This window comes from Bradyrhizobium sp. 137 (assembly GCF_023074095.1).
Taxonomy (GTDB): Bacteria; Pseudomonadota; Alphaproteobacteria; order Rhizobiales; family Xanthobacteraceae; genus Bradyrhizobium.
The window spans coordinates 1-14,786 of record NZ_JADPKU010000113.1 but is presented as its reverse complement, the minus strand read 5'-3'; the positions used below and the strand labels follow the sequence as shown (position 1 = coordinate 14,786).

The following is a 14,786-nucleotide window of genomic DNA, read 5'->3' as shown; positions in this document are numbered from 1 at the left end:
AAAAATACGTCCCTTGATTGTCGCTCGGCCTACGTGGCCAAGCAGGCCGTCAGGTCTGTTTTTGTCGCCTCAGCAACGTAGCGACGACGATTACTATCGTCGCAAACAGCATCTGCAGTGTAGCTACAGCAGCAATAGTGGGACTGATATCCTGCCGGATTCCTTCCCACATGCGCATCGGCAAGGTCGTGATCTTTCCGATACCGAGGAAGAGCACGTAGACCACATCGTCGAAAGAGGTCAGGAAGGCAAAGAAGCTCGCGACGATGAGTGCCGGCATGACCAGCGGCGCGACGATGGTGCGGAAGGTCGCCCAAGACCCAGCGCCAAGGCTGCGGGCCGCACGCTCGTAACTTGGATTAAAGTCACGCAGATTGGCAACGACAATCACCACCACGTAAGGGACCGCGTGAACCGCGTGACCAAGTGCCAGACCGAACTCGGTGCCCTGCAGCCCCATCCGCGCCAACAGGAAATAGGTCGCGACCGCCACGATGACTGTCGGCATGATAATCGGCGAGAGCACGAGGGCGACCATGGCACCGCGACCGGGCATCCTACCACGCGACAGGCCGAAGGCAAGCATGCCGCCCAGCGCAGTTGCCATGGCAGCCGCCATCAGCGCAATGCGGATGCTGGTGAAGGTTGCGCGCACCCAAAGCGTATCGAAAAGAAAGGCTTCGTAGTTGCGTAGCGAGTAGCCTGGCAGTGGAAAAACGAAGTAAGACGAAGCGCTAAACGATAAGTACGCCACGATCACAACGGGCAGCAGGAGAAGCACGGCCAGACAGCTTGCCAGGATCGGAACTCCTCGACCTCCCACCGAGGGAATCCAGCGGTCGAGCGCATTTGCCGCCGAGCCGATGCGCATCAACAACTGGGCACCCATTTGCCGGCGGGCCTGGGTAGAGCCAGCCTTGCCGTCGGAGAATCCCAGGAGCTGCTCAATCGGGAAGAAGCGTGAGCCGATCCACAGTACACTGAGGACAGCGACCAGAAGGACCACGGAAAGCGCAGCGCCAAAATTCCAATTGAGCTGCTCCAGGATCTGTGAGCTGATCGCCATGGTGATCATGACGTCCGACAGCCCACCCATCAGTGCAGGCGTGATGTAGAAGCCGAGACAATAAATGAAGACCAGCAGAACGCCTGCAATAAGGCCCGGCAGGCTGAGCGGCAGAAAGACAGTGAGGAAGGCGGCGAGCGGGCTCGCTCCGTTCGCCCTCGCAGCACGCATGAGCTTCTGGTCAATGCTCGACATGACCGTGAACATCGGCAAGATCATCATCGGCATGACAATATGGGTCATGCCGAGGATCACACCGAACCGGTTGTAGAGCATTGGGACCGGTTGTGACGCCCAGCCGAGCTCGAGCAGGAGCTGGTTAAGGACGCCATTGCGCCCGAGAAGGACGATCCAGGCGAAGGTCCTCGCCAGAGTACTGGTGAAATATGGAAGCACGACGGCGATGAGCAAGAAGGTGCGCAGCACCACTCCGCCCGTCGTAAGGGCGTAGGCGATAGGGTAGCTCAACACGAACGCGAGGGCAGTGACCGTAACGCTGATCTCCAGCGTATTGCGCAACACGGTCAGGTAGACAGGGGTCTCGCCAATGCGCAGAAAATTGGCCAGCGTCCAATTTGGCATCCCGAACGAAAGCAACAGAAGACCAGTGAGCGGCACAACGAAGAGGACCGCAAGGAAGATGCTTCCAGGCAGCAACAGCCAGGCCCATGGGGTGGGCCGAGGACGTGAGGATGCCGCGCGACCTGCGATTGCGATGGAACTCATTGTGCCCGCCATGCCAGCCAGCGCTCCTGGAGATGATCTACGTTGGTCTTGCCATCAGGACGCTTGGCGGCGAGCCAAGCGTCATCCTGAGGCACCACTTGGGATGCATTCTCCTCGGTGATGCTGAGCAGCGGAACGATATTGGCCGGCAAGTGCAGCAGCTGGTTCACGTTCGGACCTGTAAGGTTTGTGCCGAGCGTGAATCCAGCTGCGCTCTGGGCCCGGTTCAGGTATGCAACGAATTTCTGAGCGTTCCCGTTGTTAGGACCGCCCTTGAGCACTGTCCAGTAAACGTAGACCAAATTGCCACCGCTCCACACCATGCGGATGGGCGCTCCCTGACGAATGGCCGACAGCGCACGTCCGTCGTAACAGCTCGTCATTACGAACTCTCGATTAATCAGCGCCTGAACAGGCTCGCCTCCAGCCGTCCACCATTTCGCGATACTCGGCTTGATCTCCGCGAGTTTCCTGAGGGCCCTGTCGACCTTGTCGTCAGTCAGAGGCCAGCGATCCGAGTTTGGCACGCCGTCAGCCGCAAGTGCCAAGACCATATGCCTGGCGACCGCACTGAGGCCACGCGGCCCCGGGAAGGCCTTGACGTTCCAGAAATCGGTCCAATTTTGTGGGCCTCCCTTCGGGAAGGAACGCTCATCATAAGCAAGCAACGTCGTCGAACGAAATGCAACGACTGCGTCACTGAGCCGAGCACTCTGCGGCGCCCCCTTGAGCGCCTCATCGTCCCACAAACTGTAGTCGACGGGCTGAAACAAACCAGCCTCATGCATAGTCGGGTAGTTCTGCCCGTCAATCAAGGCGACATCCCAATCGACGCGGCCGGCACGATTCATCGCCCTCACTTGGGGCTCGGCGATGTCAGCGGTGACATCGACGACAGCAATGCCTGTTGCCTTCGTGAAGGGTTCATAAACGTTTTTTCTTACCCCCTGGGTATACGATCCGCCGTAGCTGAAGACGACCACCTCCCCGCTGCCGGCAAGCTTTTCCTGCGCCCAGGCTGCCGTAGCCTTGGCAATAAAAGGGACACTGAGGAAAGCAGCCGCCGACTCAAGAATTGAGCGCCGGCTCAGGGCACGATCTAAACTGCCAATGCGAGCCTTTTTGAACATGGCACACTCCTCCCCTAGACTGACGCAGCACTAAATCGCTTTCTACTACCAATTTCACCGTCTACCGGGTCATCTGCGCGCAAACGCAGCAAAAAAAGGCGTTACCCCGAAGGAAAACTGCAAGTGGCACGTTCTCCTGTCCACGATTTCATCAGTAGCTCTGGGACCATCGCGGTTTGGCAACCACGTGCCCGTACCTCACGTCACACCTGCTCTAGAACAGATATATTAGGGATAGAACTGGCCGGCTGCGAGCGCCTATCCGGCGACACCAAGCATTGCTGCAACAGTGCACAGTCGACGCGACGATCAACGGCCAGCGTGGAACGTCTACTAGGCTCGACCACCATGGCGCCCCTGCGCGTGCGTGCCAGCTGCGACAGACGTTCCTTCAGGCGATCGGAGCAACCCCTCCGATCGGAATACAAGAACCCATGTTTCAGATTGCTGATCCTAGCGCGAGCTCGTCCATCACCTGCTTCGTCGCGCGGTAGGCGAGTTCAATAATCTCGTCTATTTCGGACTCCGATACAACAAGAGGTGGAGCAAAACCTAGGATGTCTCCGTGCGGCATTGCTCGTGCAATAAGCCCTCGGTCCCGCGCGGCCTTGGAGATGCGGGCGCCCACCTTGAGCTGCGGATCAAAGCGCCGTTTTGTCTGGCGATCGGCCACGAACTCCAGCGCACCAAGCAAGCCGACCCCCCTTACTTCGCCGACGATCTCAAGTTGGGCAAACCGCTGCTTCAGCCGCTTTAAGAAATGGGCTCCCACCGTTCTCGCCCGATCGCTTAGTCGCTCCTTCTCCACGATGTCGAGGACTGCATTAGCAGCTGCAGCGGCAATCGGATGGCCAGAATAGGTATATCCATGCGAGAAAGCTCCGATTCGATCGGCAGCCTCTTCCATAACCGCATAGACCCGCTCTCCAACGATAGAAGCTGAGAGCGGCACATAGCCGGATGTCAGCCCCTTCGCGACGGTCACCAAGTCTGGTTCCATGCCATAGAGCGTGCTGCCAAAGTCAGCTCCGGTTCGGCCGAATCCGCAAATCACCTCATCCGCGATCAAAAGAACGTCGTAGCGCCTCAGTACGGCTTGGATTTCGCGCCAGTAGCCCTCAGGTGGTGGCGTAATGCCGCCCGTACCTAAGACTGGCTCGGCAATAAAAGCACCAACGGTTTCTGGCCCCTCACGTAGGATCAACTCTTCGAGTTCGGCTGCGCGGCGATGAGAAAAGGATTCTTCGGTTTCACCCGACTCCGCTCCCCAATAATGATGCGGCGTGCCTGTGTGCAAGATGCCCGGAAAGGGCAGGTCCATGTGATCATGGTAGAATGACATACCGGTCATCGAACCAGAAATGACTGAGCAGCCATGATAACCGCGCTCGCGCGAGATGATCTTCTTCTTCCTGGGCTGCCCTCGTAGATTATTATAGTACCAAACAAGCTTGGCTTGGGTTTCGTTGGCGTCTGATCCAGATAGCCCGTAGAAGACTTTACTCGGCTTGCCCGGCGCCATTCTGACAAGGCGATCAGACAGGTTCGCCAGCTCTTCAGTCGTGTGAGCGGCATATGTATGATAGTAGGCCAATTTGTAAGCTTGTCGCGCAATCGCCTCAGCCACTTCGGTCCGGCCGTACCCGATATTGACACAATAGAGGCCCGCAAAGCCGTCGATGTAGCTACGGCCTTGCGCGTCTTCGATGCGGATACCCTTGCCACCGCTGACTATTGTGGGATCACCAATCTTGCCAGTCGCGAAATCCTTGAGTTGGGTGAAAGGATGCAGAACTGTCGCGCGATCTTTTTCAGCGATCGTCTTAATATTGTTCATACCACTTCTCCTAATCCACCAGGTCGCCGAAGCAGACGTATTTCAATTGCATGTATTCCTGAATGCCGTGTCGCGAACCCTCGCGTCCGAGTCCGGATTGCTTCCAACCCCCAAATGGGATTGGAGGCCCAGTGAATGAGGCCGTGTTGATGCCGACCATGCCGTACTCGATGTTCTCAGAAACTCGGAGCGCTCGTCGCAAGCTGTCGGTGTAGACGTAGGCGGCCAGACCCATCTCGCTGGCATTGGCTCGAGCCAGAACCTCTTCTTCGGAATTAAACGGAAGCACTGCCGCGACCGGCCCAAACGTCTCCTCGCTCGCAATAAGCATGTCGTCAGTGACATCGCTCAGCAACGTTGGAAGGACAAAATTCCGCCCGAGCGATTCGTCGCCGCTGGCAGAAGTCACTCGCGCCCCTTTTGCCGCCGCCTCATTGACTTGGGCCCTGCACTTATCGGCTACGGAGGACTTCGTCATCGGTCCAATATCAGTCGCAGCATCCAAGCCGTGACCAACCTTCAGCCGAGTGATTGCCGCAGCAAACTTTTCGACAAAGGCGTTATAGATGCCGGTTTGTACGTAGATCCGATTTGCCGCCAAGCAGTCCTGCCCCGACGTGGCAAACTTGGCAGCCATTGCGCCCTTGACGGCCTTATCGAGCTCGACATCGTCAAAAACCATAAAGGGGGCATGCCCTCCGAGCTCGAGAGACACCTTCTTCACGGTCCGCGCCGCGCCCTCAAGTAGCAGACGGCCAACTTCCGTCGACCCCGTGAACGAGAGGGCTCGCACCCTCGCATCCCGCAACAGAGGCGCCGAAAGCTCGACTGGATTGCCCACGAGCACTTGAAACACGCCTCGCGGAACTCCAGCCTCTTGAGCCAATCTCGCCAGAGCCAGAGCACAGAGCGGGGTCTCGGGCGCCGGCTTCACGACGACGGGGCAGCCGGCCGCCAAAGCGGCGCCGGCCTTCCGCGTAATCATAGCGACAGGAAAATTCCACGGCGTGAGGGCCGCCGCGACCCCAACTGGCTGCATCCTAACCTGAAGTACACTTCCAGGCTTGTGGCTTGGGATCGTCTCGCCATAGGCGCGCTCTCCCTCCGCGGCAAACCACTGGAGAAAGCCGGCACCATATGCGATTTCGGACCGCGCCTCCGCTAGCGGCTTGCCCTGCTCGCTCGTTACGAGGACAGCGAGCTCCTCAGAATGCGCGAGCATTAAGGAGGCCCAGGACCTGAGAATTGCCCCCCGCCTCTCTGGCAGCAGCCCTCGCCATTCAGCAAACGATCGGTCAGCTGCGTCGATGGCATGATTCATATCTGCGGCACTGCAACGAGCAACTTCAGCGATCACGTCCCCAGTTGCCGGATCGAGGACGACGTCCCTTTTGTCGGCATCGACCCAACGCCCATCGATCAGAGCAGCACCCGCGACAAAATCACGTCGACGCAGATTCCCGAGATGTCTCTTAGCTAGCCCGACCAGAGGTGGACTTGTGGGTCGGGCAGCTTCGAACGCCATTTCGAAATCCTAGCGGTCATTTGTTGAAATTCTGCTGCCAATCAGGATACTAATGTTACAAACAGATTTGCGTCGCTTTTTACCGTCGTCTGGACGGTTTCCTGCAGGACTTTGTCTCTTTGCAGCGGAATTCACTTGGAGCCCGACTTATGCAATACGACCGAACAGACGCCCGCATCCTCGAGATCGTCCAGAAGAACAATCGCCTGACATCTGAGATCATCGGCGAGCTTGCTGGACTTTCTGCAACCGCGTGCCAACGACGATTGAAGAGGCTCCGCTCCGACGGCATCATCGAGGCGGATGTCTCGATTGTTTCGGCAAAGGCGGTGGGAAGGCCTATTCAGATGCTTGTCCTTGTAAGCCTCGAGCGCGAGCGCGCAGATATCATCGACAGGTTCAAAAAGGCGATTAAGTCGTCAGCTGAGGTCGTCAACGGATTCTACGTCACGGGCGATGCGGACTTCGTTCTGTATATCACGTCCCGGACCATGGAAGATTATGAGCAGTTCACGCGGCGTTTTTTCTATGAGAACCCGGACATCAAGGGCTTCAAGACGATGGTGGTCATGGATCGCGTAAAGGCGGGTTTTGCGATTCCGGTGGAGGTTCCCGACCAAGATTGATCTTGTATCTTGGCCAATATTCCGAGGGTTCGCGCTTTTTTTCATCGCTTAGCCAAACAGAACGCGAGAAACGAGCACCGGCGCTCTTGTACCATCTAGTGATGCTAACTCACTCGAAGGTCGAGGAGCATGGTTGCTAAACAGCCCGTATGTCAGCCAAGTAACTCGGTTTCACAAGTGGGAGAGCACCCAGCCGTTAAGCATTGAACGGCCGATTCGATATGGCTGCGTTGCGGGAGCAAGACTAAGCGCTGTCAGGGATCTCCGATCAAGGCGCGACAGACAATTTGTAGACTTGGACATTATGCCTACGGCTCGTGATACAGAAAGCGGACTCGCAAACCAACCGGGCACGCAACGTGAATTTCAGAGGTTCGAGCGCAGGCCAAACTCTTCCGTTCGATTTGGCTTGAGCGTTTCGCGACAAGCTCTGACCTCGGGCAGGTCACCGCGCACGATACGTGTGTCCAAATGACGAAGCCTTCCGATCTGCGGACTTCCAGCGTCGATGCTATTACTGCTCCGCTGCGCTACTCCATCTTCCGGCGGATTTGGCTAGCGAGCCTGCTGTCCAATCTCGGTATACTGATCCAAGGCGTCGGCGCGGCTTGGGCCATGACAGAGATGACGTCCTCAGCCGATAAGGTCGCGATGGTGCAGACGGCCTTGTTACTGCCCGTCATGTTGATCGCTGTGCCGGCTGGCGCCATTGCCGACATGTACGATCGCCGAATTGTGATGCTAGTTGCGCTCTCGATCGCCCTCTGCGGCGCGACAGCGTTAACTGCATTTGATCGGGCGGGGCTTACCACGCCGGATCTGCTGCTGTTGCTTTGCTTTGTGGTCGGCGGCGGCATGGCATTGATGGGGCCGGCCTGGAGCTCCTCGGTGAGCGAGCAGGTTCCGGCGCCATCGCTGCCGGCTGCGATTGCGCTCAATAGCATGAGCTACAACATCGCGCGTAGCTTCGGACCCGCGGTGGGAGGAATTGTTGTTGCGACTGTGGGCGCAGGGGCGGCTTTCGGGCTCAATGCATTCCTCTATTTACCCTTGATATTGGCGCTGTTTCTTTGGAAACGAGTCCCCGAGCCGTCGCGGCTGCCGCGCGAGAATCTGAGCCGTGCCATTGTCTCGGGCGTGCGTTACATCGCCAATTCGCCGTCGATCAAGGTTGTAGTAGCCCGCACCATGATAACCGGTGTCGTCGGCAGCGCGGTCCAAGCGCTTATGCCGCTGGTCGCTCGCGACCTGCTGCACGGGGGCGCTCAGACATACGGCGTCATGCTAGGTGCCTTCGGGTTAGGCGCGGTCGTCGGAGCGCTCAACATCAACGAAATGCGCAGGCGTATGAGTGGCGAGGCTGCGGTTAGCGCCTGTACACTCTCGATGAGCGGCGCGATCGTGGCGATCGCGCTAAGCCACAATTCGGTCTTGACAGCCGCCGCTCTGGTTTTGGCCGGCGCCGTATGGACCATCGTCTGGACTCTTTTCAACATTGGCGTGCAGCTCTCAGCCCCGCGCTGGGTCGCGGGTCGCTCCGTTGCGGCTTGGCAGGCTGCGTTCTCTGGCGGCCTTGCAGTTGGCAGTTGGGGCTGGGGTAGCCTCACCGATGCCGTCGGTGTCGACAACTCATTGCTCGTCTCTGCCGCACTCATGCTACTCCTGCCCTTGCTTCGGCGTTGGCTGCGCATGCCAGTTATCGCCGAGCGCGGGCAGGACGCCGAGATGCTAGCCGATCCCAAGGTGCGGCTCCCGCTTACGTACCGGAGCGGTCCACTGGTGGTTGAGCTCGAATATCGCGTGGCGCCAGAAAATGCGCGAGCCTTCCACAACGTCATGCAGGATGTGCAGCTCTATCGGCAACGCAACGGCGCCTATGGATGGTCAATTGCACGTGATATCGCCGATCCCAAGCTATGGACGGAGCGCTATCACTGCCCGACATGGCTCGATTATTTGCGCCAACGCAACCGCTGGACCCAGTTGGAGCGCGAGTTGGATGATAAGGCCATGGCGTTCCATATTGGGCCTGAGCCCGTGCGCATCCGTCGTATGCTGGAACGCCCGTTTGGATCGGTGCGCTGGAAGGATGATGTGCCCGACCGCATCGAGAGCGAGCTCCAGCATCAGAGTCGCCAATAGCCGCGTGACCCAACCGCTTGCCGCAGCCCCCTCCGTCGGAATGACCTGCCTCCTTTCATCGCACCAGCATTCACGAACCCACAGCCATCTATGACGCGGCTGCGATTCGTTAACAGTACCGCGTTGCCGAGCTAGGTGAATAACCCGTGTGTCCTGTTTGACGTCCCTACTCCGCACACAATAGGAGCCCACACTTATGATACCCAAGTCTCGGAGGAGACGTCCCGCAGGGGACCTCGTGACCAGACTGTCGTTCCCGCGGCTTTTAGCGCGCGGGATCGCGCTGGCTGGCCGTGGACAGCGGAGCGCGTAGCTGCCGGCCAGCGGCGAATCTTGTGGCCGGCCTTGACCGCCGGTTTTTCACGGTACTGCGCCCCAGAAGCACGACGTTCTCGGCACGCTCCTCGAACGCCCAGATGTGTAGTTCGAGGGTCTGCGCCTTGGGCTCACCGCTGTCGGCGTCTTTGACCACCGGCATTGCCGCCACCTCACCAGTGTCGCGCGCTTGCGCTGTTCGCGCGCCGCAAGCTCGCGGCCCAGCAGCCTCTCCGGGGGGCGGCGAAGCCGGCGGCCTATGAGCCAGGCCCGGCCATTCCGTCGCCGGGCAAGCCGTCTTCAGCTGTTCGCACAGGCCAACGATCCGTCGTTGCTGCGAACATGGCAGCGCGCAGTGGATGCTGCAAGGCTGCTCGTCCGTAGCTCTCGCGGGCCCTATCGCCCCGCTTTCTGGGTCCCTAAGGTATCTTGTTCCGCGAACAGCCCAATTAGCGATCTCTCGCCCCCTCGACGGGCAAAAACTCGTATCTCCACTCCTTGCTGCTGGCCCAAGACGGTTCGCGCAAAAACTTCGGCGCTGTTGGTCATTTTTTCATAAAGCACGCGCGAGCCCATTGGTGTTCTCGTTGCTGCCGCGCTGCCATGGGCTTTGCGGGTCGCAGAAGACACTTGGACACCCGCATCATTTGGCGAAGTAGGGTATACGTAAGGGCCATCCTCTCTCCTCGCAGGTCGCGGGCGTTCGCATAATCGGAGTCGGCCAGCATAGCCTCTACTCCTTCGCTTAGCTGCGTCACCGATTATGCCAACAGGGGCAACTAGTTGACATCCTCATTTTCGCGAAGGCGGCGAGTTCGAGTTGCCGAGCGGACGTTGAACTCGTCGGCCTCGGCCATGAGGCCATGCTCCACGAGCAACTTCTGAGTTCGGCGATCGTGATCGACGCCGGCTGATAGTCGTGCCGCCATCGTTCTGCGGGCGGTTATCGGCTCTGAAGAGTCATGCTGCTTGCTAAGAGTTAGAATCGCATCACGAGAAGCGCCGCGTGGACGGCTGCCCCGATTGACAAGCCGATCCAGATACCAATGGCACCGAGGTCCATCTCCAAGCCAAGTACATAGCTAAGTGAAAATCCAATCAGCCAATATGCGATGCCCGCAAACAGAAGCGGCATGCGCGTATCCTTCAGTCCGCGCAGGCTGCCCCACGCGACAGTGTATATTGCGTTAGTGATAAACAAGCTTGCGCCGACTAGAATTAGGTGCGCAGCGAGCTCGATCGTCGCGTCGGCGTCCTTGACCGACACGCCCAAGAAGAACTTGGCGATCTCAAAACGCCCGGCAGTTACCGCAACCGTAAGGATTGCCACTATAACGATACCAAACAGCATCGCGGCCAGGCTCGCCCGCTTGATGCCAGGGCGGTCGTTGCCGCCGACCGCATGGGCAACGCGCACAGTCGCCGCCGTGCTAATGCCGAAAGGGATCATGAATAGGATTGCCGCGACCTGAGATGCGACTTGGTGGGCCGCAAGAGCCTTGGTGCTGATCACGCCCATCAGGAGGGCGGCGGCAAAGGAAATTCCGTACTCCATTAGCAAAATCATCGAAATTGGCGTTCCGATCGTAACCAACTGCCGCATCAACGGCCAGTCGAAGCGCCAGAAATGCGCAAGAACGCGGTACTCCCGGAATGGGTGACGCATTGTGGCGAACCACAAACTGGCGAGAAACATCGCAGAGTTCACCAGTGTCGTCGCAAGACCCGCGCCGAACAGTTCGAGCCGCGGCAGGCCGAACTCGCCATACATAAACTAACAAGGCGTTCACGGGTATGGCCGCAAGCGTGATCCATAAAACCGGCTCCGGCCGATTGACCGCAGCCATAAAATTACGGATGGTCAGAAAACACAGCACCAGCGCCACGCCCCAAGCCACTCCAGATAGATATTGCTGCGCGAGCAGGGTCGCATCCGGCGCCTGGCTAAGAGCCAACAGTATTTGCTCACTGCACAGCTGAAACGTCATGATAGGACGCGATAGTGAGAGCGCGATCCACAGACCCATGCGTAGCGAGCGCCGCACCACCCTTAGATTATTCGCACCAAACGCCTGCGCAGCAAAGGTTGCGCTTGCCGCCAGCAGGCCCACGCAGAAGGTCAAGCCAACAAAATAGACCTTGCCGGCCAGCGCTGCCGCGGCGACCGCGTCGGCGCCAAGGCGACCGAAGAAGGCAAGGTCGGCCGTCATCATTGCGACCTGGCCAAGCTGCGTCAGCACCATCGGCAACGCAAGTTTGGCAGTTTCGATGAGCTCGAAAACGAACTCATGAGTAACCGCCCGCCTTACCACTCCATATCTTGAAGGCCACACTGTCTTTGTTTCGACTTCCTTGTCCACGGATTCATGCTTTCCATTTTGATCCAACTCCTGTTCGTTGCTATACTAAAAGGAACTTCGCGGACTCGCGCCCGGCTTTGCGCAGCTACGTTGCCCAGAAGTGAAGCCTCCCATCAAATATGATCTGCTGTTGTTCCTGATCGTAGGGGCCAGCTCGTCCACGGATGCGAACAGCCGCATCGGCTTCACTAGGGCCTCACCGCCGCTTCGACCGTTTCGGGCGTGTTGAGCAAAAAAAAAGGAAGCGATATACGGGCCCGCAAGCGGGATCGGTCGATCATCGGCATTGCCGGGATAGCCGTCGCCGCGAACCGGCCGCCGGCCACTGGCGCAAAACCCTGCGGAAGACGGATTGTGGTGCGGTAGGCAAACTCATGCGGCACGCATACGTAACTTGGAGAGACAGTTTCGTGGGTCACCACTGCAACCTCTTAAACGAGCAATGCCCCAAATCTCCTTATCAAGGTTCGTGCCAACTACCGAATGCTTGGCTTTGACGGCGATTTGCTCATGCGGGCGCGTCTCAGCCCCGACAGCATGTTGCAGATCCGCAAAGCGAAACGTCGGCGTTATCCACGATCGGTAGTCCTGTTTAGCTCCAGCGCGAAAGCGTGCTGATGCTCCGATCGGCTCGACTGCGCTCGCGAGGAACACTGGCGCTTCGGGCCATTAAGCGGTGAATTGGCGATGATTAGCGCTCCGCCTCAGACAAAGTTATATAACTTGATGAGGACAGCGAACGGGGGAGCGAATATTGAGCGAATGGTGGGGCGGGACCATCAGCGCTAATGTCATCAAAAGACAGCAGTTCGCTACGTAAGCGTTATCCTTGCCCCTAACGATTTGCTGATAGATTTCGATCAACCGTTGTGTGATTGTCCCAGGTCGACCGCCCCCAATAACCATTCGGTCTACAGATGTCACCGGGGTAATTTCGGCCGCGGTGCCACAATAGAATACTTCTTCGGCGAGGATCAGTTCGGTCCGATCGACATCTCGCTCGACAGTTTCTAGCCCAAGGTATTCACGTGCGAGCTCGATAACGGTTTGGCGCGTGATCGACTCCTCCAATATATCGTTGGAGCCGCTCGGCGTGATCAGCTGGCCATCACGAGCGATGAACACGCACATCGCGGCGGCCTCGGCTAGCTTTCCCCTTGAATTGAGAAGGAAAGGTATATCGTAACCATCGCGTTGGCTCTGCATAATAGCCAATCGCGAATTATGATAATTTGCGTTGCACTTCATGCGTGCAGGCATAACGTTGTCAGGCATGCGCATCCAAGAACTAATCTGAGCCGAAACGCCTTCGATGGTTTGGCTTCTAGTGCGGCGGGGTCGCGCAGTGATCGCTGTTCCTATGGGTCCAGTCGCCTCCAACTCGCCAGATCCGTCAATAAACGCCATCATTCGGATATGCACGTCTGTGCGAAGTGCATTTGCTCTGCACAGGCCAACGAGTGCTTTGGCCAATTCCCCTCTAGGTGGCCCCTGATCGAATCGCATTGCCTTTTGCGAGAAGGCATAACGGTCAAGGTGCTCTGCAATGCGAAAGAGGTACAGTTGCTGTGCCTCTTCGTTCTAATAACGGCCTATTCCCTCAAAGACACCTACACCATACTTTGCCACCGGTGCGAATACATGCAACTTGGCATCGTTCCACGGACAATTTGGCCGTTGAGATATACAAATTTTGCCGCCGACATTTAAGTTCACTCCGTATGCGAATAGCCGCTATGCTCGAGCCTCGTTCACACAATTAAAAAAGTCCACAAATCTGTCTGAGCTCTGTGAGTTGAGGAGCGGATCAGAAAAACTCGAGCGCGCGCTGGGAGCTTCAAGGAGGTGACGGTGGCAGTGCGTCTGTAAGGACCGGTTTGCGAGAAGAGACCGTAGTTGACATTGCATGGCGAACTTCATCTCCGGGCTGCTTTGAGCAGCCCGACTAGTACATCGACCGACGGTTGGCATGCTTCTATGATCTTCATCAATTGCCAGCTTTGGTAGTTGACGCGCCTTTACATCCCACCGGAGAAATGGCGCCGGAGATCAAATGACACGTGCAACCGTCATCGGCCCTGATCTTGTCCTCATATGTGGAATGGCCCGCGTGGTAAGATCTTTTTCACTCGATCGGTGCCTTGACTTTGCCTGCGATCAACCGCGTCTTATCGTCATGGAGATCGATCGAACTGGCCGGTCGCTCTGTCATCACTAAGCAGAGCAAACAGCTTGCTCCTACGCGCGATCGCCAAATTCGTCGGATTTTCTATCAAATCCATTTTGGTCTTTCCTTCCGAGAAATTGCAAGCCTCATCCGGTGTCCGAACGTCGGGCTCGATTGTCCGGTGACCTTGCCCCACAGGCTTAATCCAGATTGGAGTTCGCTCTGGCCCATATGAGGACCAGAGCATGAAGCGCAATCGTTTTACGGAAGAGCAGATCATCGGGATCTTGAAGGAGGACGAGGCCGGGGTTTCGGTGGCCGATCTGTGCCGCAAGCACGGTGTCAGCGACGCCAGCATCTACAATGGAAGGCCAAGTTCGGCGGGATGGACGTCTCCGAGGCCAAGCGGCTGAGAATGCTGGAGGACGAGAACACGAAGCTGAAGCGGCTCCTGGCCGACGCCATGCTGGACAATGCGGCGCTGAAGGACCTCTTGGGAAAGAAGTGGTGACGCCCGCTGGGAAACGGAAAGCTGTCGCTCATCTGGTGGATGCCCACGGAATGAGCGAACGGCGGGCGTGTAAAGCCATCGGCTGCTGCCGCATGACCATGAGATATCGGACGACCTTGGCTGACGATGCCAGCCTTCGTCAGCGCATGAGGGCGATTGCCCAGGAACGCCGCCGCTTCGGTTACCGGCGGCTGCATGTTCTGCTCAAGCGGGAGGGGTATCTGATCAACCACATGGCCTAATCGCACGCGCGAAGCTGAGGCAGAATGTTCTCCTCAGTGCAAACGAGGAGCATGTGATGACCCTTTATGTTGGTTTGGACGTATCGCAAAAGGAGACGGAAATTTGTGTGATCGACGGCGACGGTCGGCGCACTTGGCG

General features: G+C 57.8%; 10 protein-coding genes and 1 pseudogene. 3 read left to right on the top strand and 8 right to left on the bottom strand.

What is annotated here, in order from left to right:
* Positions 1-49: 49 nt before the first annotated feature.
* The 4 genes from IVA78_RS29285 to IVA78_RS29270 form a co-directional block, all read right to left on the bottom strand.
* Positions 50-1,792, bottom strand: a complete 1,743-nt coding sequence (locus tag IVA78_RS29285) for an ABC transporter permease subunit (RefSeq protein WP_247469022.1) — start codon at positions 1,790-1,792, stop codon at positions 50-52.
* Positions 1,789-2,922: an ABC transporter substrate-binding protein gene (locus IVA78_RS29280; protein ID WP_247469021.1), complete on the bottom strand. Its 1,134-nt coding sequence runs from the start codon at positions 2,920-2,922 to the stop codon at positions 1,789-1,791. The genes IVA78_RS29285 and IVA78_RS29280 overlap by 4 nt, the downstream gene beginning before the upstream one ends.
* A gap of 439 nt (positions 2,923-3,361) precedes the next feature.
* Entirely contained in the window at positions 3,362-4,759 is a 1,398-nt protein-coding gene (locus tag IVA78_RS29275; RefSeq protein WP_247469020.1) for an aminotransferase, read from the bottom strand.
* A 10-nt stretch (positions 4,760-4,769) separates the two neighbouring features.
* Positions 4,770-6,284 (bottom strand): NAD-dependent succinate-semialdehyde dehydrogenase, encoded by a 1,515-nt coding sequence (locus IVA78_RS29270; RefSeq protein ID WP_247469019.1) that lies wholly within the window; start codon positions 6,282-6,284, stop codon positions 4,770-4,772.
* Between the two features lie 149 nt (positions 6,285-6,433).
* Between IVA78_RS29270 and IVA78_RS29265 the strand changes: the two genes are divergently transcribed.
* Complete coding sequence (locus IVA78_RS29265; protein WP_247469018.1) at positions 6,434-6,910, top strand: Lrp/AsnC family transcriptional regulator; 477 nt, start codon at positions 6,434-6,436, stop codon at positions 6,908-6,910.
* 471 nt (positions 6,911-7,381) lie between these two features.
* Positions 7,382-9,052, top strand: coding sequence for an MFS transporter (locus tag IVA78_RS29260; protein WP_247469017.1), 1,671 nt, complete (start codon positions 7,382-7,384; stop codon positions 9,050-9,052).
* Positions 9,053-9,317: 265 nt separating this feature from the next.
* Here the strand turns inward: IVA78_RS29260 and IVA78_RS29255 are convergent, their stop codons facing one another.
* The 4 genes from IVA78_RS29255 to IVA78_RS29245 all read right to left on the bottom strand — a co-directional run bounded on the left by IVA78_RS29255 (position 9,318) and on the right by IVA78_RS29245 (position 13,275).
* Positions 9,318-9,530 (bottom strand): hypothetical protein, encoded by a 213-nt coding sequence (locus tag IVA78_RS29255; protein ID WP_247469016.1) that lies wholly within the window; start codon positions 9,528-9,530, stop codon positions 9,318-9,320.
* Positions 9,531-10,346: 816 nt separating this feature from the next.
* Positions 10,347-10,886, bottom strand: coding sequence for an MATE family efflux transporter (locus tag IVA78_RS34675; RefSeq protein ID WP_346275324.1), 540 nt, complete (start codon positions 10,884-10,886; stop codon positions 10,347-10,349).
* A complete protein-coding gene (locus IVA78_RS34670; protein WP_346275323.1) occupies positions 10,798-11,727 on the bottom strand; it encodes an MATE family efflux transporter in 930 nt (309 codons plus the stop codon). Before IVA78_RS34670 ends, IVA78_RS34675 begins: the two co-directional genes overlap by 89 nt.
* A gap of 714 nt (positions 11,728-12,441) precedes the next feature.
* Positions 12,442-13,275 carry an aminotransferase class IV gene (locus IVA78_RS29245; protein ID WP_346275325.1) on the bottom strand — a complete coding sequence of 278 codons (834 nt, stop codon included), beginning with the start codon at positions 13,273-13,275 and terminating at the stop codon, positions 12,442-12,444.
* Positions 13,276-14,139: 864 nt separating this feature from the next.
* On the opposite strand from IVA78_RS29245, the pseudogene IVA78_RS29240 reads away from it, so the two are divergent.
* Positions 14,140-14,638: pseudogene (locus tag IVA78_RS29240) on the top strand (transposase); the annotation flags it as partial.
* Between the last annotated feature and the right edge of the window lie 148 nt (positions 14,639-14,786).